The 21740-nt window shown below is 36.4% G+C and carries 20 protein-coding genes; 18 read left to right on the top strand and 2 right to left on the bottom strand.

Features of this window, described 5'->3' with window-relative positions:
* Positions 1-232 precede the first annotated feature (232 nt).
* From LC457_RS04920 to LC457_RS04870, 11 genes are all read left to right on the top strand, one after another.
* Entirely contained in the window at positions 233-580 is a 348-nt protein-coding gene (locus tag LC457_RS04920) for an NIPSNAP family protein (RefSeq protein WP_223599155.1), read from the top strand.
* A 317-nt stretch (positions 581-897) separates the two neighbouring features.
* Positions 898-1899 carry a pyruvate dehydrogenase (acetyl-transferring) E1 component subunit alpha gene (gene pdhA, locus LC457_RS04915; protein WP_223598874.1) on the top strand — a complete coding sequence of 334 codons (1002 nt, stop codon included), beginning with the start codon at positions 898-900 and terminating at the stop codon, positions 1897-1899.
* 85 nt (positions 1900-1984) lie between these two features.
* Complete coding sequence (locus LC457_RS04910) at positions 1985-3580, top strand: pyruvate dehydrogenase complex dihydrolipoamide acetyltransferase (RefSeq protein WP_223598873.1); 1596 nt, start codon at positions 1985-1987, stop codon at positions 3578-3580.
* A gap of 320 nt (positions 3581-3900) precedes the next feature.
* Entirely contained in the window at positions 3901-4569 is a 669-nt protein-coding gene (locus LC457_RS04905; RefSeq protein ID WP_149831785.1) for an ABC transporter ATP-binding protein, read from the top strand.
* A gap of 82 nt (positions 4570-4651) precedes the next feature.
* Positions 4652-5164: a murein L,D-transpeptidase catalytic domain-containing protein gene (locus LC457_RS04900; RefSeq protein WP_223598872.1), complete on the top strand. Its 513-nt coding sequence runs from the start codon at positions 4652-4654 to the stop codon at positions 5162-5164.
* A 17-nt stretch (positions 5165-5181) separates the two neighbouring features.
* Entirely contained in the window at positions 5182-5859 is a 678-nt protein-coding gene (gene radC, locus LC457_RS04895) for a DNA repair protein RadC (protein WP_223598871.1), read from the top strand.
* Positions 5856-6770 carry a hypothetical protein gene (locus LC457_RS04890; protein WP_223598870.1) on the top strand — a complete coding sequence of 305 codons (915 nt, stop codon included), beginning with the start codon at positions 5856-5858 and terminating at the stop codon, positions 6768-6770. The genes radC and LC457_RS04890 overlap by 4 nt, the downstream gene beginning before the upstream one ends.
* A 73-nt stretch (positions 6771-6843) precedes the next feature.
* Positions 6844-7776, top strand: a complete 933-nt coding sequence (locus LC457_RS04885; RefSeq protein ID WP_223598869.1) for a phytanoyl-CoA dioxygenase family protein — start codon at positions 6844-6846, stop codon at positions 7774-7776.
* Positions 7777-7866: 90 nt separating this feature from the next.
* On the top strand, positions 7867-9042 hold the full coding sequence (locus LC457_RS04880) for a hypothetical protein (protein ID WP_223598868.1): 1176 nt from the start codon (positions 7867-7869) through the stop codon (positions 9040-9042).
* 24 nt (positions 9043-9066) lie between these two features.
* Positions 9067-9579, top strand: a complete 513-nt coding sequence (locus tag LC457_RS04875; RefSeq protein WP_047375228.1) for a hypothetical protein — start codon at positions 9067-9069, stop codon at positions 9577-9579.
* Between the two features lie 17 nt (positions 9580-9596).
* Positions 9597-10208: an inorganic pyrophosphatase gene (locus LC457_RS04870; RefSeq protein ID WP_089691215.1), complete on the top strand. Its 612-nt coding sequence runs from the start codon at positions 9597-9599 to the stop codon at positions 10206-10208.
* Between the two features lie 84 nt (positions 10209-10292).
* Here the strand turns inward: LC457_RS04870 and LC457_RS04865 are convergent, their stop codons facing one another.
* A complete protein-coding gene (locus LC457_RS04865) occupies positions 10293-12014 on the bottom strand; it encodes an amidohydrolase (protein WP_223598867.1) in 1722 nt (573 codons plus the stop codon).
* Positions 12015-12149: 135 nt separating this feature from the next.
* On the opposite strand from LC457_RS04865, the gene LC457_RS04860 reads away from it, so the two are divergent.
* Positions 12150-14882, top strand: coding sequence for a sodium-translocating pyrophosphatase (locus tag LC457_RS04860; protein WP_223598866.1), 2733 nt, complete (start codon positions 12150-12152; stop codon positions 14880-14882).
* 133 nt (positions 14883-15015) lie between these two features.
* Here LC457_RS04860 and LC457_RS04855 read toward each other — a convergent pair whose 3' ends face one another.
* Entirely contained in the window at positions 15016-16155 is a 1140-nt protein-coding gene (locus tag LC457_RS04855) for an aminotransferase class I/II-fold pyridoxal phosphate-dependent enzyme (RefSeq protein ID WP_223598865.1), read from the bottom strand.
* A gap of 161 nt (positions 16156-16316) precedes the next feature.
* On the opposite strand from LC457_RS04855, the gene LC457_RS04850 reads away from it, so the two are divergent.
* The 6 genes from LC457_RS04850 (at position 16317) to LC457_RS04825 (ending at position 21634) form a co-directional block, all read left to right on the top strand.
* A complete protein-coding gene (locus LC457_RS04850; RefSeq protein ID WP_223598864.1) occupies positions 16317-17357 on the top strand; it encodes a M28 family metallopeptidase in 1041 nt (346 codons plus the stop codon).
* An 80-nt stretch (positions 17358-17437) separates the two neighbouring features.
* Positions 17438-17887 (top strand): GNAT family N-acetyltransferase, encoded by a 450-nt coding sequence (locus LC457_RS04845; RefSeq protein WP_223598863.1) that lies wholly within the window; start codon positions 17438-17440, stop codon positions 17885-17887.
* The gene (locus LC457_RS04840; RefSeq protein ID WP_223598862.1) at positions 17884-18252 is read left to right on the top strand and encodes a glyoxalase; all 369 of its coding nucleotides are present in this window, start codon (positions 17884-17886) and stop codon (positions 18250-18252) included. The genes LC457_RS04845 and LC457_RS04840 overlap by 4 nt, the downstream gene beginning before the upstream one ends.
* A 3-nt stretch (positions 18253-18255) precedes the next feature.
* Entirely contained in the window at positions 18256-18756 is a 501-nt protein-coding gene (locus tag LC457_RS04835) for an endonuclease V (RefSeq protein WP_223598861.1), read from the top strand.
* A 154-nt stretch (positions 18757-18910) separates the two neighbouring features.
* Positions 18911-20086, top strand: a complete 1176-nt coding sequence (locus tag LC457_RS04830; RefSeq protein ID WP_223598860.1) for an acetyl-CoA C-acyltransferase — start codon at positions 18911-18913, stop codon at positions 20084-20086.
* A gap of 237 nt (positions 20087-20323) precedes the next feature.
* Positions 20324-21634 (top strand): T9SS type A sorting domain-containing protein, encoded by a 1311-nt coding sequence (locus LC457_RS04825; RefSeq protein WP_223598859.1) that lies wholly within the window; start codon positions 20324-20326, stop codon positions 21632-21634.
* Positions 21635-21740: the final 106 nt, after the last annotated feature.

Here is a 21740-nt window from a genome sequence, read left to right as displayed (position 1 = left end):
AGAGGAGGGGAATACGGCGGGTCATGTGAAAACAATTCAATATCAGCTGTTTGTGATAAAGTGTTTTTTTAGTTATTTTAAATTAATATTAAATTTTGCCGAAAATATATACCTTTAATTGATCCGTTTTAATCTTAATATCATGTATCATGAAACATTTATTCACATTCCTTTTTATCATTACAGGTTATTTTACCTTTGGACAAAAGATTTCTCAGGAAAATACTTCTGACTGCCAACTCCTGTACATCAGTTAAGAATTTATGAAATTCCCAAAAAAAACAGGCAGGTCTTTCTGGATCGTTTCAGGGATCATGCGCTTAGAATAATGAAGAAATATGGTTTTACTATTGTATCGATATGGGAATCGGAATTCAGGGAAAAAACAGAATTTGTTTACCTGCTTGAGTGGAAAAACGAAGAAACAATGAAAACAGCGTGGGATGGATTTATGGCAGATAAAGAATGGAAGGAGATTAAAGCCAGAACAGCAAAACAATATGGTAATTTCGTTAATGAAATTGAAGACAGAACCCTGAAACTTACAGATTTTTCTCCGGAAAAGAAGCTCTTGAAATAACCAAAAGATATATTAACAATAATTAAAGAGGAAAGAAATAGGATTATAAAAAGTACCGAATTCTGATATCTCCGAATAATGTATTGTTTCAGAAAAACCATATAAACAGGCTGATTCCTGATATATCGAGTTTAGAAAATATAAGATAAAATGTAACTTTATGAGTCTTTCGAAGGGTCGAAAATTAAGAATAATCCATTCGGCCTGCAAATAGATTTTACAGAAAAAACGAAAAGTTATCTATGTATAGAATAAAAACGAAGTTTTTTTCATAATTTTGCTCAACTATTTCATCATAAAAAAGCAAGAGCTAACACATGAAAGAATTTTCTAAAGAGGTATACCTGAAGTGGTATGAAGATATGACAATGTGGAGAAGGTTTGAAGACAAATGCCGTTCTCTTTACCTAAAACAAAAGATCAGAGGATTTTTACATTTGTATAACGGTCAGGAAGCTATCCCTGCAGGATTCACGCACGCGATGGATTTGACAAAGGATAGTATGATTACTGCTTACAGATGCCACATCCATCCAATGGCGATGGGAGTAGATCCTAAAAGAATCATGGCTGAACTTTGCGGTAAAGCTACAGGTACATCCGGAGGTATGGGTGGATCTATGCACATTTTCAGTAAAGAACACCGTTTTTACGGAGGACACGGTATCGTTGGAGGACAAATTCCTTTGGGAGCAGGTATTGCTTTTGCAGATAAATATTTCGACAGAAAAGCAGTGAACATCTGTTTCTTTGGAGACGGAGCTGCAAGACAAGGTTCTTTACATGAGACATTCAACATGGCAATGAACTGGAAACTTCCTGTAGTATTTGTGGTAGAAAACAACCAATATGCGATGGGAACTTCTGTAAAAAGAACTGCCAACCACGAAGATATCTATAAATTAGGATTAGGATACGAAATGCCTTGTCTTGCTGTAGATGCAATGGATCCTGTAAAAGTAGCTGAAGCTGCTTATGAGGCTATTGAAAGAGCAAGAAGAGGAGACGGACCTACATTCATTGAAGCAAGAACATACCGTTACAGAGGACACTCTATGTCTGATGCTGAGCCATACAGATCTAAAGAAGAAGTGGCTATTCATAAAAATGATGATCCAATCGAGCTTGTAAAACACAGGATTTTAGAAAACGGATGGGCTACGGAAGCTGAATTGGAAACTATGGATAATAAATCAAGAGACTTCGTTGAGGAGTGTATTGAATTTATGGAAAACTCTCCATATCCAGAAGCAGAAAAGATCTATGAGTATGTATATGCTCAGGAAAATTATCCATTCCTTGACAAATTAGAAAACTAAAAAATAAAAAATTAATTTGAAATTTGAAGTTTGAAATTTCTGAAATCTCAAATCTCAAATCTCGAATCTCAAATCAATATAGATTATGGCAGAAGTAATTACGATGCCCCGCCTATCCGACACTATGACGGAAGGTAAAGTGGCAAAATGGCATAAAAAAGTAGGAGATAAAGTAAAAGAAGGAGATATTTTAGCGGAAATTGAAACTGACAAAGCCGTTCAGGATTTTGAATCTGAAATAGAAGGTACCCTTTTATACGTTGGCGTAGAAGAAGGAGGTGCTGCTGCTGTAGACTCTGTTTTGGCTATTATCGGGAATGAAGGAGAAGATATTTCAGGATTGACAGGTGGAGCTGCTGCTCCCGCTGCAGGAACTGAAGAAAAAAAATCAGAAGAACAGCCTAAAGCAGAAACTGCTGCACCTGCTGCAACAGAGATTCCGGCTGGAGTAGAAGTTATTACAATGCCAAGACTTTCTGATACAATGACAGAAGGTAAAGTAGCTAAATGGCACAAAAATGTAGGAGATACAGTAAAAGAAGGAGATCTTCTTGCTGAGATCGAAACAGATAAAGCGGTACAGGATTTTGAATCTGAATTCAATGGAGTATTATTGAAGCAAGGTGTAGAAGAAGGTGGTGCTGCTCCGGTTGATTCAGTATTAGCAATCATTGGCCCTGCAGGAACAGATGTTTCCGCTGTAGGAGCTCCGAAAGCTGCAGCTGCATCAACTGAAAAACCAGCTGAACAAAAGGCAGAAGTTAAAACAGAAGAAAAAGCGGCTCCTGCTGCAGACTCTTCATCTTCTGACAGAGTAGCAATCTCTCCACTGGCTAAGAAAATGGCTCAGGATAAAGGAGTTGATATCCACAGTGTTCAGGGATCTGGTGAAAACGGAAGAATCGTTAAAAAAGATATTGAAAACTATCAGCCGGCTGCGAAACCTGCTGCTTCAGCTCCAACAGCAAGTGCTGCTCCGGTTGCATTAAGCTTCGTGCAGGGTGAAGATACAGAGACTCCAAACTCTCAGGTAAGAAATATTATTGCAAAACGTCTTTCTGAAAGTAAATTCTCTGCTCCTCATTACTATCTGATGGTTGAGATCAACATGGATAAAGCAATTGAAGCAAGAAAAGAAATCAATTCTTTACCTGATACCAAGATCTCTTTCAATGATATGATTATTAAAGCGACTGCAATTGCTTTAAGAAAACACCCTCAGGTGAATTCAAGCTGGGCAGGCGATAAGATCATCCACAGAGGAAATATCAATATTGGTGTAGCAGTAGCTATTCCAGACGGATTGGTAGTTCCAGTATTGAAAAATACAGATCAGATGACATATACTCAGATTTCTGCATCTGTAAAAGATATGGCTTCAAGAGCTAAGAGTAAAGGTCTTAAAGCTAACGAAATGGAAGGATCTACATTCTCTATTTCTAACTTGGGAATGTTCGGAATCGAAACCTTTACAAGTATTATCAATCAGCCAAACTCTGCTATCCTTTCAGTAGGAGCAATTATTGAGAAACCAATCGTAAAAGATGGTCAGATCGTAGTTGGAAACACAATGAAACTTTCATTGGCATGTGACCACAGAGTGGTAGACGGCGCTACAGGTGCTCAATTCCTACAAACATTAAGAACATATTTAGAAAGTCCATTAACATTGTTACTGTAATTTTCTGAATTGAAAATATTAAAACCTCCCAAATTGGGAGGTTTTTTCGTTTTGTAATGGCAATGTCCATAGTATGAAAAAAATCTGTGATGTTTCATAAATCTTATAAGTATAAAATAAATACGAAAGCTACGGGATTGAATTTATACTATCAATGTCCGTTTCTCATAATCATCAGGAACAAATTTTATAAAATTCATTAAAATATAATGGTCTTTCGAAATTATTAGAAGATTTTGATCATGATACCAATTTGAGAATTAAAAATTATCACCGCATTTTTTGATGGAATTTCAAAATCAAATTACTATTTTTGAATCATGATTAAAGCAAGAAATATCCATAAATCTTATGGGAATTTAGAAGTACTGAAAGGAGTTGATATTCACATCAAAATGGGCGAAGTGGTTTCTATTGTGGGAGAATCAGGAGCAGGTAAATCGACATTGCTGCAGATTTTAGGAACGCTGGATCATCCGAGCCAATCAAACAAATATGATACTGAAATTGAGATAGCAGGAGAATCATTTATTAATATGAATGACAAACAACTTTCAAAGTTCAGAAATCAGAATATCGGTTTTGTATTTCAGTTTCATCAGCTTCTTCCGGAGTTTACAGCGCTGGAAAATGTATTGCTTCCAACAAAAATAGCCGGAGCTAATGAAAGAGAAGCGCTTGAAAAAGCATATGCTTTGTTTGAAGATTTGAAGATAGAACAAAGGCTGAATCATAAACCCAACCAGCTTTCAGGAGGAGAAGCACAAAGGGTAGCTGTAGCAAGGGCTTTAATCAATTCACCCAAAATTATTTTTGCGGATGAGCCTACAGGAAACCTGGATTCCAAGAACGCGGATGATCTTCACAGGCTATTTTTTGATCTGAGAGATAAATACAACCAGACATTTGTAATTGTAACCCACAACCCTAATCTTGCAGAAATTACAGACCGCAAGCTCATCATGAAAGACGGAATGATCATAGAATAAAAGCTTACAATGCCAGATGATGAAACACTTTATTTTTCTTTTTATAATTTTAATTTCCTGTTCAAAAGCTGAATCCCAGCAGTTGAATTCACTGAATGTGCCTCAGGCAAAGATTTCAGAGATTAAAGAGTATATCAAAGGAAAAGAGTATAATCAGGAACTGGCTGTTTTTATCAACTTTAAACTCCCTTCCGGGAAATACCGTTACTTCATCTATAACCTGAAAAATAATACAATAGTACAACAGGCCATTGTATCTCATGGTTCAGGTTCTGTCATTCCAAAGTCAGCTGCTTTAAAATTCAGTAATATTGAAGGGTCTTATCAATCGTCTCTGGGAAAATATGCCATAGGAGAAAGCTATATGGGGAAATTTGGTAAAGCTTACCGTTTAAAAGGTCTTGATTCTACCAACAGCAATGCTATGCAAAGGGCAATTGTCCTTCATTCCTACGGATGTATTCCAGATGTGGAATCCAAGACTCCGGCCTGTTTAAGCTTGGGATGTCCGATGCTTTCGGTGAATGCTTTTAAAGAAACAGCGAAATATGTTGATCAATCGACAAAGCCGGTGATCCTGTACGCATTTTATTAATTCATAATCTCTTTTCCATGGCTATAAAATTTCTTGCAGAAGATGACAGACCCAGAGAAAAGTTTTTGCAGAAAGGCAAAAACTCACTTTCTGATTCTGAACTGTTAGCCATTATCATGGGAAGTGGAAATAAAGATGAAAATGTCATAGAGCTGGCAAGAAAAATCTTAAACTCTGTAGATAATAGCTGGCATCAGCTGAGCTTGCTTTCCGTAAAAGATCTGATGAAATTCAAAGGAATTGGAGTTACAAAAGCTATTTCTATCATTTCAGCTTTAGAAATCGGGAAAAGAAGATCACTGCAGGAAATTCCTGAAAAAACTGTGATAGGTAACAGTAACGATGCTTATCTTATTCTTCAAAACCAGCTTTCTGACTTAAGAACAGAAGAGTTCTGGGCTATTTTCCTTAACAACAGTAATAAAGTGATTCATGTCTCACAGCTTACACAAGGAGGAATCAGTCAGTCTATCGTAGATGTCAGAATTCTGTATAAAACAGCACTAGAGCATTTCTCAACAGGCATTATCATTGCCCACAATCATCCTTCCGGCAGCTTAAAGCCAAGCCGGGAAGATATCAATATTACACAAAAAATAAAAGAAGCAGGAAACACATTAAGTATCCAGCTTCTGGACCATATTATTGTCACGCAGGATACCTATTTTAGTTTCTCTGACGCCGGATTACTATGATTAGAAGATTAAAATACCATGAAATTGATTTTGTAAAATATGCTCAATGTTTAGAAAACTCTGAACAAAGAAAATATTCTGCTACAAAAGATTTTTTAGATACAACTTCGACAATGCCGTGGGAAATTCTGGTTTATAAAGATTATGAGGCTGTGATGCCCGTCCCTTTTGTGAAAAAATATGGGATGAAAATTGTTCACAACCCGAAACTGTGCCAGCAGCTCGGTGTTTTTTCCGCTAAAGACGATGTAAACCTTAATGAGGCTTTTTTAGAATATCTGGAAAAGAATTATATGATCAGAGCCTATCCATTTAATGATGTAAACCGGCTTCGTACAAAGATCAGAATCAAGAAGAACTTTTTATTATATCCTGCACCTTATGAGAAAGTACGCAATAACTATTCTCCCAAAAGAAAAAGAAAGCTCCGTTTAGATGAAGAAGTTTTAAAAGAATCAGAAATCAAAACCATTTCTTTTGACAAAGCAAAAACTTTTATAGAAGCCAATACGATAGGGCTGAGCAAAGACAACGACCTGCATGAATTCATGAGGATTTTTGAAAGTTTTCACAAGCTGAATTACCTGAATTTCACTGCTTTTTATTATCAGCATAAAATTGTTAATGTGATTGCAATATATTCAGACAGCAATATGGTAGCACTTTTAGGTAATTTTAATGATAAAGAGTATGTTAAATTATCGGGAGCATCCGTATTGATTGACCATATCATTAAAGAAAATATAGAAACTCATATTTTTGATTTCGAAGGAGGTGAATTGCCCAATATTGAAGAGTTTTTCAGAGGCTTCCGCCCGGAATTGAGACCTTATGGAATTATTGAAAATTCTAAAAAGAACCTTTTTAAAAAATTAGGATATCTCATCATGAGAGGGAAATCATTTTTATGATGAAAAGCATTGTTTAGATTGGTTCTAATTAAGTAATATTGCGTAACTTTATAAAATCTTTAGTAAAACAGTTATGTTACAACAGATTCGTCAGTACAAACTATCATATATGCTTTATAACTTGTTTAAAAAGAATAAGTTAAAACATAATATCCCACTGTATAAGAAATACGGTATTAATAAGAATTATTTTTCAAGTATTTCGAGCAAAGACTTTGCTCATCTTCCCACTAACAATAGAGGAGTAGATTATGCAAAACTGACAGAAACTCCATTTTTTAAGAAGCTGACGGAAGAGAATAAAGAAAGTGCTCTGCAATATGATGGCAATGGTTATATGATTCTGAGAAACTACCTGACTCCGGAAACGGCAGATCAAATCAATACTGAAATTGATAAGCTGATGGAGGATGGTACACTGAAGTTTATTTACGGAGGAAAACTGATGTTTGCTATTCATCATTCGGAAATCATTAAAAATATCGGAAGTGACAAAGAATTGCTAGACTTTTTATCTGTTTTACTGGATGGGAAATCTAAACTTTTCCAAAGTATCAACTTCATCAACGGAAGCCAGCAGAAAACCCATTCTGACAGTATACACATGACGACTTATCCTTTGGGAGGATTGCTGGGAGTTTGGATTGCCCTGGAAGATGTGGATGAAACCAATGGTGCTCTTCATTACATTCCCAAGAGTCATAAATTGCCTTATTTCCTGAATTCTGATTACGATAATGAAGGTACAGACTGGAAAATCGGTAAGAAAAGCTACAGAGCTTATGAAACATTCCTTGAAGATAAAGTAAAAGAACTGGGATTGAAAAAAGAAATCTTTAAAGCAAAAAAAGGAGATTTATTAATCTGGCATGCCAATATTCTTCATGGAGGAGAGCCTCATACTGATAAAAACAGAACGAGAAAAAGTCTTGTATATCATTTCTTTGACGAAAATAGTGTGTGCTATCATGAAGTAACCCAAAGGCCGGCGCTTTTTGAACTTTAATACAGATTATCCTTTATTATAAAAGCTTTTCATAAGAATATAAGTTTAAATGATAGTTTTTTTACATTTGTATACTTATAATATCAACGTATGAAAAAAAGGGAAAATATTCTTGTTTTTATATTTTCAATCTATGTATGCCTTATGTCATACTACCTATATACCAACCATTATTACAATACGGATATGGAAGCTTATATGGGGTTGATTTATAAAACAGAATTTCCCGATATGAAAATTGAGGAAATTCATCAGAAAGTATATGATGAGTTGCGGGAAAAGAATCCTGATTTTGCCGGATTAGGACCTGTAAATCCAATGGTGGAAGAAGTGGCGAAAGGCGAAAGTACTTATTATAAGATATTGTCACAAAATCCTAAAGCTTATGAAGAAGAATTACAGCTTTTTGTAGTGAAACCTTTTTATAACTTCATCAATTGGTCATTTTTTAAATTGGGTTTTAGTGCATCTGCTTCCAACTCTTTAATTTCAGTGATTTCTTACGCTCTGATTCTTATCCTGATTTTTAGTTTTTTGATTAAAATTCTGAAAAATTATCCTCTTGCTTTTATCATTACGATTTTAATTTCACTGTTCAAACCTTTTCCGGAGGCAGCCAGACATGTCTCTGCAGATTCTTTATCATGCCTATTGCTGCTTTTGAGCTTCTATGTATTTTTATTTAGAAGAAATTTATTTCTTGCAGGTATCTTTGCTATGCTGTGCATTCTGACAAGACCGGAGTATTTTATTTTTTATTCTTTCCTGTATGTCCTTATTTATCTTTATAGAAACAGGCTTCAGGTCAAAACAGCTCCATTATTGATATCGTACGGATATCTGTTTCTTTCCTTCTTTTTAATACAGGCTTTTAACCAGGTTTCATGGTCTGCACTTTTTATGAATCAGTTTATTAAAGTTCAGATTTATCCTGTGTCACAGCCTGATCCGTTTATCTTTTCAGATTATATTCATTTTATTAAAAGTAAAATGATGCTGGAGTTCAACGCTTCCTATTTTCCGGTTCTGTTGATTTTTATAATCATTATTCTGGCAAATAATTTTTCATTTTATAATAAAAAAAAACAGGCTCAGGTCTTATTTTTTGCAATTATTTATGGAACTGTTATGATGAGATTCCTGGTTTTCCCGTCTTTAGCAAACAGGATGATGCTGGGCTTTTACCTTATAATTATATTGGCATTAGTTTATATACAAAATTCTAAAGTGGATATCTTTAAAAACTCTTTAGAAGACGGAAAATAATTAGTAATTTTGCAGTCTAAAATTATGACGAGTCTCTCAGGATATCTACCGTATGCATTTGCATTGATTATTGCAATTCCTTTTCTGGTTTTGCTCAGACAATTTGTACACTCGTACATTACCCTTAAAAACCAGGAAATCAAATTACTCACCGTGAAATCAAATTCAGAGAATAAAGCACATTCTTACGAAAGAATGACTTTGTTTCTGGACAGAATGAAGCCATCAAACCTTATTCAGAGATTTGATAGAGAATTAGCCGTTCATGAGTTTATTTTCCTTACTGAAAAAACAATTAATGAAGAATTTGAATATAACTCTTCACAGCAGTTATACATCACAAAAAATTCATGGAAGAACATCGTTGACTCTAAAAACGCCATCATAGAACTGCTTCACAAAACTTATGACGGATTGAAAGGAGAGGTTCAGCTGGATGAATTCAAGACGATTTTCATCATGAACTATATGGAAGGCAACGATTATATTGTGGAAACAATAGAAGATTTAAGAAAAGAAATTTTAATAATAACTTAAAAAATAACAGATAAATAATGATTCCAAATTTTAAAGCACATCCATGGCACGGAATTTCTGCAGGAGAAGATGCGCCAAATGTTGTAAACGTATTTGTGGAAATTGTTCCTTCAGATACTATTAAATATGAAGTAGATAAAGAAACAGGATATTTAAAGGTAGACAGGCCACAGAAATTTTCTAACATTATCCCTGCTTTATATGGTTTTGTTCCAAGAACATACTGTGATAAAGAAGTGATGAGACTTGCTGTAGAGTCAGGAGCTACGGATGTTACAATGGGAGATCATGACCCTCTTGATATTTGTGTTTTAAGTTCTCACAATATCCATGCTGGAGGTTTATTGATGGAAGCTATTCCAATCGGAGGTTTCAAAATGATCGACGGAGGAGAAGCTGATGATAAAATTGTTGCAGTAATGATCAATGACCATGCTTTTGGACACTTCAGAGATATTGCTGAATTACCGGAAGCTGAAGTAAGAAGATTAATGCACTATTTCCTTACGTATAAAAACCTACCGGATGAGCCTGCAAAATGTAGAATTCAGGAGGTTTACGGAGCTGAGCATGCAAGAAAAGTGATTAAAGCTTCTCAGACAGACTACGCAGATAAATTCGGAGGATAAGAATTCCTTCCCAAAACATACAAAAAAGCAGATGAATCTTCATCTGCTTTTTCTTTGTGAATATTTTATTCTGTCTCAAAAGACTTAGTTCCTTTTGTATACGGAATTTCCTTCTTTTATGGTTTCAAGAACTTTGATGTTTCTAAGATTTTCAGGATCTATCGTTAAAGGATTCTGATCCAGAATGACAAAGTCAGCTATTTTATCTGCTTTAATAGAACCTTTTCTGTTTTCTTCCTGCAGTTGATAAGCTCCGTTGATGGTAATAGCTTTCAGGGCTTCAAGAGGAGTGATTCTTTCATTGGGTCCTAAAATCATTCCTGACCTTGTCTTTCTGTTCACCGCAGCATAGACAGCGGTAATCAAATCGGGTGGGGTAACCGGAGAATCATGATGGATGGTAAACGTAATTCCTGCTTTTAATGCTGAGTTGGCCGGACTTATAAAAGCAGCTCTTTCAGGTCCAAAAACACTCGAATAGTGCCAATCTCCCCATAAATACGCATGAGTAGAAAAGTAAGAAGGAATTACACCTAATTCTTTTATCTTTTGAATGTGATCAGGACGGCTGTTTTGTACATGAATTAATGTTGCTCGCAATTCCGGTTTGTAAATGTTTTCATTTTTTAACCTTTTAATAACGCGTATAGCCTGATCTATTGCAGCATCTCCATTTACATGAAGCTGTGCGGTTATATGATTTTGGAAAAGTGTTTTCAGATCGTTATATAACGTTTCATCCGTAAAGATTGGAAATCCTTTGTAGTCTTTAGACTGGCCTTCAGGTGGAACTAAATAAGGCTGAGTTAGCCAGGCTGTTTTTCCTTGTGGAGAACCATCATCAGAAAATTTGAACCCGGCCAGTTTCAAGCGATTTTCATATTTCATATACTTTGGTTTGAAGCGACTGAAATCCTTTTTGAAATATTCATAGTCGGGAAAGTAAACGACATCGGCTTTAAAAAGATGTTGAGACGCTGCTTTTTCTAACAGAGCAACGCTTTCTCCCATAGTTCTTCCATCACAAATAGTAGTCTGTCCATAGCTGAGCCATTCATCCTGGGCTTTCATCAGATTTTCCATTGCATGAGTCTGGGTGTCTTTACCTTTATTCATTTTTTCCGTTAAAGTCAATAAAGCAGTGAAACTCGCGTTTTCTTCTAATTTCCCATTCAGTTTTCCTGTTTTTTTATCCCTGCCGATGTGTCCTCCTTCAGGATCTTTTGATGCTTCTGTTATTCCCAGAAGTTGTAGCATTGTACTGTTTGCTACGCTGGCATGACCTGAGGCATGAATAACAATAATAGGATTGGTCTTGCTGATTGCATCCAGTTCTGTATTGGTAGGATGGCGGTGTTCTATCATGATAGCATCATCATAACCATTTCCAATAATAGGTTGGCTGTCTGGAATTTTATGGTCTTTAATGTAATTTTTGATGGCAATCTGAAGATCTTTAATTGAATTCACGGTACCATAAGGTTCAGGAGAGAGATCTACAGCATCCATAGTTCCGGCTCTTGAAGTAAGATGCCCATGAACATCTATAAACCCGGGAAGAAGAGTTTTTCCATTGAGATTAATCATTTTGGTGGCTGGTTCTGAAAAACGCTCCGCATCCGATTTTGTTCCGGCAAAAAGTATTTTACCATCTTTAACTGCTACAGCTTCAACCTGGGGAGAAGAATCCTCCATTGTTATAATAGGACCTCCAAAATAGAGTATCTCAGCTTTTTCTTGTGGAATCTTATGATGACAGCTGCTTATGCCTGCAGATAAAAAAAGAGTATATAGTATCCTTTTCATAAATAATTAATTCAAATCATGGTGAGAAACAAATTTACAAAATAATAGATTATTATTAGTGAATTTTATTATGTGTTTATAATTTCATTATATTTATAAGACTAATCTCAATTTTTTAATATAAAATAATAAACTATGGATCTATTTATGTTAGTGCCAATTTTTGGTGTCATAGCTTTGCTTTATACATTTCTTCAGAGCAACTGGGTCAATAAACAGAATGCCGGAAATGAAAAAATGAAAATAATCAGCGGTCATATTGCAGACGGTGCAATGGCTTTTCTAAAGGCTGAATATAAAATCTTAATGTACTTCGTGGTGGTGGTCGCTATTTTACTTGCCGTAATGGGATCAAGCAATGCCAATTCACATTGGAGTATCGGTATTGCCTTTGCTGTAGGAGCGGTATTTTCCGCATTAGCAGGTTTTATCGGGATGAAAATTGCTACCAAAGCCAATGTCAGGACGGCAGAAGCCGCAAGAACTTCACTGTCGAAAGCGCTTAAAGTATCTTTTACAGGAGGTTCTGTTATGGGAATGGGAGTTGCCGGACTCGCTGTTTTAGGCTTAGGAGCATTGTTTCTAATCATTAAACAAATTTTTGCACCTGATGCCACAGTAGATTCTCACGAAATGGAAAAGACCATTGAAATTCTTACAGGATTTTCTTTAGGGGCAGAATCCATAGCGCTTTTTGCAAGAGTAGGAGGTGGTATTTATACAAAAGCAGCAGACGTAGGTGCTGACCTTGTTGGGAAAGTTGAGGCAGGTATTCCTGAAGATGATCCCCGAAATCCTGCAACGATTGCAGATAATGTAGGTGATAACGTAGGGGATGTAGCAGGAATGGGAGCCGATCTTTTCGGGTCTTATGTTGCAACAGTTCTGGCAACCATGGTGTTAGGTAGAGAAACTGTTTCTGATGACGCTTTCGGAGGTTTTGCTCCAATCCTTTTACCGATGCTGATTGCAGGAACAGGAATTATATTTTCAATGATCGGAACTTTATTTGTGAAAATTAATGATAATGAAGGTTCATCTACTTCCAGTGTACAAAATGCGTTAAACCTTGGAAACTGGGGTAGTATTGTTATTACAGCCATTTCATCCTACTTCCTGGTAACCTATATCCTTCCTGAAAAAATGGTTCTAAGAGGCCATGAGTTTACTAAAATGGGAGTATTCGGAGCCATCATGGTAGGATTGGTTGTGGGAACTTTAATGAGTATCATAACAGAATATTATACTGCAATGGGTAAAAGACCGGTTTCCAGTATTGTGAGACAGTCTTCTACAGGCCATGCGACAAACATTATCGGAGGACTTTCCGTTGGTATGGAATCTACCTTACTTCCGATTATTGTGCTGGCAGGCGGAATCTATGGATCTTATCTATGTGCCGGACTTTATGGTGTTGCCATTGCCGCAGCAGGAATGATGGCTACTACAGCGATGCAGCTGGCGATTGATGCCTTTGGACCTATTGCAGATAATGCCGGCGGTATTGCCGAAATGAGTGAACTTCCCAAAGAGGTACGTGAAAAAACAGATATCCTGGATGCTGTGGGAAATACAACTGCCGCTACCGGAAAAGGATTTGCCATTGCTTCAGCAGCATTGACGGCATTAGCTTTATTTGCAGCTTTTGTTGGAATTGCAGGAATTGACGGAATTGATATTTACAGGGCAGATGTTCTGGCTGGGCTATTTGTTGGCGGAATGATTCCGTTTATCTTTTCATCACTGGCAATCACTGCTGTTGGACAGGCTGCTATGGCCATGGTAGAAGAAGTAAGAAGACAGTTCCGTGAAATTCCCGGAATCTTAGAAGGAAAAGCACAACCTGAATATGAAAAATGTGTTGCTATTTCCACAGATGCCTCCATCAGAAAAATGATGCTGCCAGGGGCTATCGCAATCATCTCACCACTCTTGATCGGATTTATTTTCGGGCCTGAAGTATTGGGAGGATTCCTTGCTGGTGCTACAGTGTGTGGTGTTTTGATGGGAATGTTCCAGAATAATGCAGGAGGTGCCTGGGATAATGCTAAAAAATCATTTGAAAAAGGAGTGGATATCAATGGACAGACCTATTATAAGGGTTCAGAACCCCATAAAGCATCTGTAACAGGAGATACGGTTGGAGATCCATTTAAAGATACTTCCGGACCTTCCATGAATATTCTGATCAAATTAATGTCTATTGTTTCTTTGGTTATTGCACCTACTTTAGCAGTATTGCACAAGGATAAAATTGAAGCCAACAGAAAAGCAAAGATTGAAAGTCTTACAGGGATTACCAGTACTTCAACAGGTGTAAGTGCTGATACCAAAATAATTGCCGTAGCTCCGGGAGAAATTAAAGGGCATCTTAATGAAAACGGAGATTTTGTATATGAAACAGGAAATGCTCAGAAAGTAAAACTAGAGGGAGGAAAAACAATTGCTATAGGAGATGGAAGTCAGCTTTACCAACTTTATAATGTGGTGAAACAAAAAGATAAATCAGCTTTAGATCCTAATAAATGGTACACCATTGAAAACCTTTATTTTGAAACGGGCTCAAGCGATTTGAAAGCAGGCTATGAACTCCAGCTGAATACTTTAGCTGAAATCTTAAATGCTTATCCAGATTTGAAAATAAAATTAGGCGGATACACAGACAACAGCGGTAATGAAGATAGTAATCTTAAATTATCAAATCTGAGAGCACAAACAGCAAAACTTAAATTACTTGAACTTGGTGTTGCTGCAGACAGAGTAGAAGCTGAAGGTTACGGATCACAGCATCCGGTTTGCGAAGCCAATGACACCGATGAGTGTAAAGCAAAAAACAGAAGAATTGATGTAAGAGTTCTGGCTCTTTAAAATCATTACAATACAATAAAAGCACTGCCTTGGCGGTGCTTTTGTTATTATTTGGATAGCATGAAGAAATGGAGATCCACAATCATCCGTGAAAATTCGTATAATTTGCGGGAAAAATAAAGATGTAGAAAAATTAAAGATTCTTTTTCAAATGTTCCAACGCCTGAATAATCAGTTCATCCTTTTTAGCAAAACTGAACCTTATATAATCTGAATTGTGTCTTGAATTGTAAAAAGCCGAAAGTGGAAGACAGGATACATTTTTCTCAATCGTAAGCCATTTTGAAAATTCTACATCCGTCATTGTTGATGAAATATTCCTGAAATTAACCACCTGAAAAACACTTCCTTCTGCCTGTTGCTCTATCTGCAGGGGAGTTTCTTGAATCAACTGATTAAAAATATCCCTTTTATTCTGCATTATCTCTTTATTGATAGCCGGGTCAAATACATCCAGATACTTTGCGATAGCATATTGTGCCGGGGCACTGGCACTGTAAGAGATATACTGCTGATGGCACTGAAATCTTGCCGTTAAAGCTTCAGAAGCAAGCATGTAACTCACTTTCCATCCGGAAGTATGAAACATTTTGCCAAAAGAAAAAATGCAGAACGTCTTTTCCCTTAGCCCCGGATGAATAAAAGAACTGTAATGCTCAGCTTCATCATAGCAGTACGTATCATATATTTCCTCAGAAATCAAATAAATGTTGCGGTCCTTAATCAGTTCATACAATTGATTCCAGTCTTCTTTTTTCCATACTTTTCCGGTTGGATTTTGGGGAGAATTGACAATGACAGCTTTGGTTTTTTCAGTAATACAGTTTTTAAACAAATCCCAGTTGATGGTAAAATCACCGTCAAGATCATAATAAACAGGAATTCCTCCATTCATTACAACAGCAGGTCCATAGGTGTAATATGACGGCTGAATAATAATCACTTCATCATATTGATTTAAAATGGATTTGAGGGAAGTATGTAAAGCAAAGGTTGCACACGGAACAATGGTTATTTCCTTAGTGGTCACAGGTATTTTGTTAGTCCGTTTTGCATTGAATCGGATGATACTTTCAATCAGGAGAGGATTGCCGGAAAGAGGTTCATAATGATAAGTCTCTTTTTCGGCGGCTTCTTTTAAAAATATTTTAAGTCGTTCATCAATATCAAAATCGGGAAGGCCCAGAGAAAGATCAAAGCTTCCGTGCCTGTTTGCCAGCTCGGACATTTCTGTAAAAAAGGAATAATGAGTAAATCCGTAAATTTTGTCCACCTATTTTTGTATTGTAATCAAATATAATAAAAAATTAACACTGGAATTGACATTGCATTGAATTATTGTTAATTTTAAAATGAGTAACATACGATTTTGGGATTTTGATCCCTCATGTTGGGTTTCAATAAAATTTGTTATTTTTAAGAAATTTATTCTTTATGAAAAAAATACTTATTCCGTTATTGGCCATGGCTGTAGTGACCAGTTGTGGAACGGCAAAAATAGCTGATGGAAATTCTTCACATCCTGTTTCTACAAAACATAACAAGGCATTTAATAATGCATACAAGGTAATTAATGCTGAAGATTTAAAGAAAAATCTGTATGTTATTGCAGCAGATGATATGGAAGGGCGTGATACAGGAAGTAAAGGACAGAAGAAAGCGGGAGAGTATATGATTAATTACTATAAAAATCTTGGTATTTCCGGACCGAAAGCATTAGGCTCATACTATCAGAAAGTTCCGTCTGAGTTTATGAAAAAAAGAGGTGGAGGTAATCTCCCTGATTCTGAAAATATTCTGGCTTTTATTGAAGGAAGTGAAAAACCAGACGAGATTGTTGTAGTTTCAGCACATTATGACCACGTAGGAACAAAAAATGGAGTGGTGTACAACGGAGCTGATGATGACGGAAGCGGAACTGTTGCCGTAATGGAAATTGCAAAAGCATTCCAGCAGGCTAAAAAAACAGGAAAAGGACCCAAAAGATCAATCCTGTTTCTGCATGTTACAGGAGAAGAGCACGGATTGTTTGGTTCAGAATATTATTCCGAAAACCCTGTCTTCCCATTGGCCAATACTGTTGTTGATCTTAATATTGATATGATAGGGCGTGATGATCCTGCCAACAGAGGAAAGCAATATGTGTATGTTATTGGTTCTGAAATGTTAAGTTCTCAGCTTAAAGTAATCAATGAAGCAGCCAATAAGAGAACCAATAATCTGGAACTTAATTACAAGTATGATGATTTGAATGATCCTGAACAATTATATTACCGTTCAGATCACTATAACTTTGCCAAACATAACATTCCTGTAGCCTTCTTCTTTGATGGTATTCATGAAGATTATCATAAACCAGGCGATGATCCTGAAAAGATTGATTATCAACTATTGGAGAAAAGAACCCAGCTTATCTTTACTACAGCTTGGGATATTGCCAATAGAGAAGAAAGAATTGTGGTTGACAGAAAATAATCAGATATCATCCTTGTCAAGATTTTAAACCTTGACAAGGATTAAGAGTAAAAAGATTTAGCAGTTATCAACAAATTACCATGAATATAGTAATTCGAGAAGCAAGACCGGAAGATATTCCACAGATACAGGTTGTAAGAAATTCGGTGAAAGAAAATACACTATCAGATCCGGGATTGGTTACAGATAAAGACTGTGAGGAATTTCTTTTTCATAGAGGAAAAGGATGGGTAGGTGAGACAGAAGGACAGATTGTTGGTTTTTCCATTGCAGATCTCAAAGAAAACAATATCTGGGCTTTGTTTATACATCCTGATTTTGAAAACCAGGGAATCGGCAGAAAGCTTCATGACATCATGCTCGACTGGTATTTTGAACAAAAGAAAGACGATCTGTGGCTTGGTACTTCACCCGGAACAAGGGCTGAGAATTTTTACAGAAAATCTGGTTGGAAGGAAACAGGAACCCATGGAAAAGGAGAGATAAAGTTTGAAATGACCTATGAATACTGGAAAAATAAAATAGTATGACACCGAAATTAAAATCCATCAGGCCTTTTATAGGAGCACAGAATTTTGAGATCAGCAGAAACTTTTATAAAGATCTCGGATTTGAAGAAGTTGTTCTTGAGCCCAAACTATCGCTGTTTATACGTGAGGAAATAGGCTTTTACCTTCAGGATTATTATGCAAAAGATTGGGTTGATAATACCATGATCTTCATGGAAGTGGCCAATACAGATGAATTCTGGGAAGAACTTTTATCTTTAAAGCTTACAGACACCTATGAAAATGTGAGACTTACGCCTGTAAGAACTATGGAATGGGGGAAAGAGTGTTTTGTGCATGATCCTTCGGGGATTTTGTGGCATTTCGGTGAGTTTTTTAAGGAATAAAATATGATTTACGCATTTGACACCTATTATTATGAGAATTATGCCAATACCGTGTGTATTGCATTTGAGGACTGGACATCTGAAAAAGAAGTGGAAGTTTTTATAGAACAAACATCTGTAACTTCAGAATATGAAAGCGGAGCATTTTACAAAAGAGAATTACCCTGCATTTTAAGTTTGCTGACGAAAATAGTATTAAAACCGGAAGACATTATCATTGTTGACGGATATGTTACTTTGGATAACAGTGGGAAAATTGGACTGGGTGGCCATCTTTACGAAGAATTAAAAGAGAAGTATCCTATTATTGGGATCGCAAAAAATGAATTTACAACTCCCGATTCCGAAAGGAGAAGCGTATTCCGTGGAGAAAGTAAAACACCGCTTTTTGTTACAGCCAAAGGAATGAATGTAGATGAAGTTCAGTTGAAAGTAGAACAAATGCATGGCATTTACAGAATGCCCACACTGCTTAAAAAACTGGATCAGCTAAGTAGAACATAAAAACTAAAATCTTGCTGTAATAAGTAAGATTTTTTTTAAATCTTTAATATACCAATCGGTATATTTTAATTATCTTTGTATTATTCCCTTGTGGAATATGAGGGAATTTTTTTTAACCAAAAATATACCGATTGGTATTAAAAAATAATATCTTATGAAAGAAGTATTTATATTAGCTGCAAAACGAACTCCGGTAGGTGGCTTTATGGGAAGCCTATCCGGATTTACCGCTCCTCAGTTGGGAGCAGTAGCAATTAAAAATGCCTATGAAAACATCGGATTGGCTCCGGAATATATAGACAGTGTGTACATGGGAAATGTACTCAGTGCCGGGTTGGGACAATCTCCCGCAAGGCAGGCCGCTATTTTTGGAGGAATTCCTGTAGATAAAGATGCCACAACGATTAATAAAGCCTGTGCTTCGGGTATGAAGTCTGCAATGATCGGTGCTCAGCAGATTCAGCTTGGTCTGGAACATATTGTCATGACCGGTGGAATGGAAAGTATGAGCAATGTTCCCCATTACGTTAAGCTTCGCCAGGGAACAAAACTGGGAGACTCTCATCTTACTGATGGCGTGATCAAAGATGGGTTGTGGGATGTGTATAATGATTTCCATATGGGAAGTGCAGCTGAACTGGGTGTAAAAAAATATGGATTAACGCGTCAGCAGCTTGATGAATATGCTTTGTTTTCCTACCATCGGGCTCAGGAAGCGGCAAAAAACGGCAAATTCAATGATGAGTTGATCCAAATATCGATTGAAGGAAAGAAAAGTGCTATAATCGTAGATAAAGACGAAGATATTGACAAACTTATTCCTGAGAAAATTTCTCTTTTAAAACCTGCATTTGAAGCAGACGGTACATTGACAGCTGCAAACTCAAGTAATCTGAATGACGGAGCTGCAGCAATCCTATTAGGATCTTCAGAAGCTGTTCAGCAGCATAATTTGAAACCCTTAGCCAGAATCATAGCATATGCAGATGCGGCTCAGTCTCCGGAATGGTTCACCACTTCTCCGTCTGTTGCCATTCAAAAGTTATTGAAACAGACAGGTCTCAGTTTATCTGATATTGATTATTTCGAGATTAATGAAGCCTATTCCTCTGTTATCTTATCCAATCAGCAGATTTTGGGTTATGACCTGAATAAAGTGAATGTATATGGTGGTGCGGTTGCTTTGGGACACCCGATTGGTGTTTCAGGAGCAAGAATTGTCACAACATTAGTCAGTGTACTTCGTCAGGAAAAAGGAAGATTGGGGATAGCTGCCATCTGTAACGGAGGGGGAGGAGCGTCTGCTGTTCTTATTGAAAATATAAATTAAAACATATAAAATTCCTTAGATTTATTCTTTTATAACAAAAAGCTGTTTTTCAAAATAAATTTGAGAAACAGCTTTTTATTTATAACAGATTGATTATCCATTAGTAAAAGGAGTTATTTAATAAGTATCGTTGGCTCATTAAATATCTATTTTTATTAAACTGACAAATATCATTACATTGTTATTTTTATTCATTCTAAATAAATATAAATTTGTCCCAGGAAATTTAAACAAAAAATGAAAAAAATAACTACTCTTTCTGGTATTGTACTTTGCTCACTGGCGAACGCCCAATTGCAATATTGCATGCCTGTGTTTCAGTATGGAGCTGACAGCAATATGATCAGTAATGTTACTTTCGGGAACATTAATAATTCATCGCCTGTTCAGTCTGGAAATGCACAAATTTATGAGAATTTTACATCAATGTCTACAGATTTGCAGCCCGGAAGTAATTATAATATATCTGTAACGGGTCCTTCCAGTACTTTTCCGAGTGATGTAGTTGTTTTTATAGACTTTAACCAGAATGGTAATTTTGATGATGCCGGAGAAAGCTTCTACATTGGAAGACTTGAAGCGGCCAATCCGGCCAATGCATTTACGATCAACAATATAATAGTGGTTCCTGCTACTGCAGCGAATGGAAGTACAAGAATGCGTGTTCTCAAAAATACAAATGTCCAGGCTTATTCAGATCCTAATGCTCCCAATTCTATCAGTTCAGCTTGTGGTTATGGTTTAAGAGCAGGGCAGACTGAAGATTATACCGTCAATATTGTAGGAAATGCAGTGAATTTCCCGGCTCCTTACTGCGGTGCTGAAAATGTAACCAGTCTTACAGTAAGCGAAATAAGCAAGGTAGAATTTGCCGGAACCGTAAGAAGCAGCGCTATTGATGGTAACTCAGACGTTCTTGAAAATTTTACAGCGACTGTATTTACTGTTAATCGTGGAAATACCTATCCTATAACGGTAACAGGAGGTACACACGGACAGAATACCGTATCAGCGTATGCTTATATTGATTTTAACCATAATAATCAGTTTGATGCGGATGAGAAGTTTAACCTGGGATATCTGGACAATTCCAATCCGGTTACTACTACAGAATCAGGAATTACATCCGGTAGTATTACCATTCCGGCAGGAGCACAGCTTGGAGAAACCCGTTTCAGATTGGTAAAAGCATATGAATCAAATTCATGGATGGGAACTTTGGAGAATCTTCCTTGTCCTTCAGGATGGTTTATCGGACAGGCAGAAGATTATACGATTAATATTCAGCCGGAAAGTCTTTCAACAATGGAGGTTTCCAAAGATGCTTCAGCCAGTGTTAAAATATATCCGAACCCGACAGCAGATTCGGTAACAATCAGTATGAAAGAAGGGCTTGAGAAATATGAAATTTATAATATGTCAGGGCAGAAGATGCTGGAAGGCAGTTCGATGGCAGTTTCTATGAACAATTTTGTTCCGGGAACGTATCTTATTAAAATCCTGACAAAAAATCAAAAAATAGTCACAGAAAAAATTATCAAAAAATAGACACATCATATCTAAATCATATCCATATCAATTTTTGTTTTTAATCGACAGGTCCTTTACCTGTCGGTTTTTTTTATTGGTGTAATTGGTTTATTTTCAGTTTTTT

Source organism: Chryseobacterium sp. GVT01B, assembly GCF_019970045.1.
In the GTDB taxonomy this organism is placed as follows: Bacteria; Bacteroidota; Bacteroidia; order Flavobacteriales; family Weeksellaceae; genus Chryseobacterium.
This window is presented reverse-complemented; position numbering and strand designations above follow the sequence as displayed.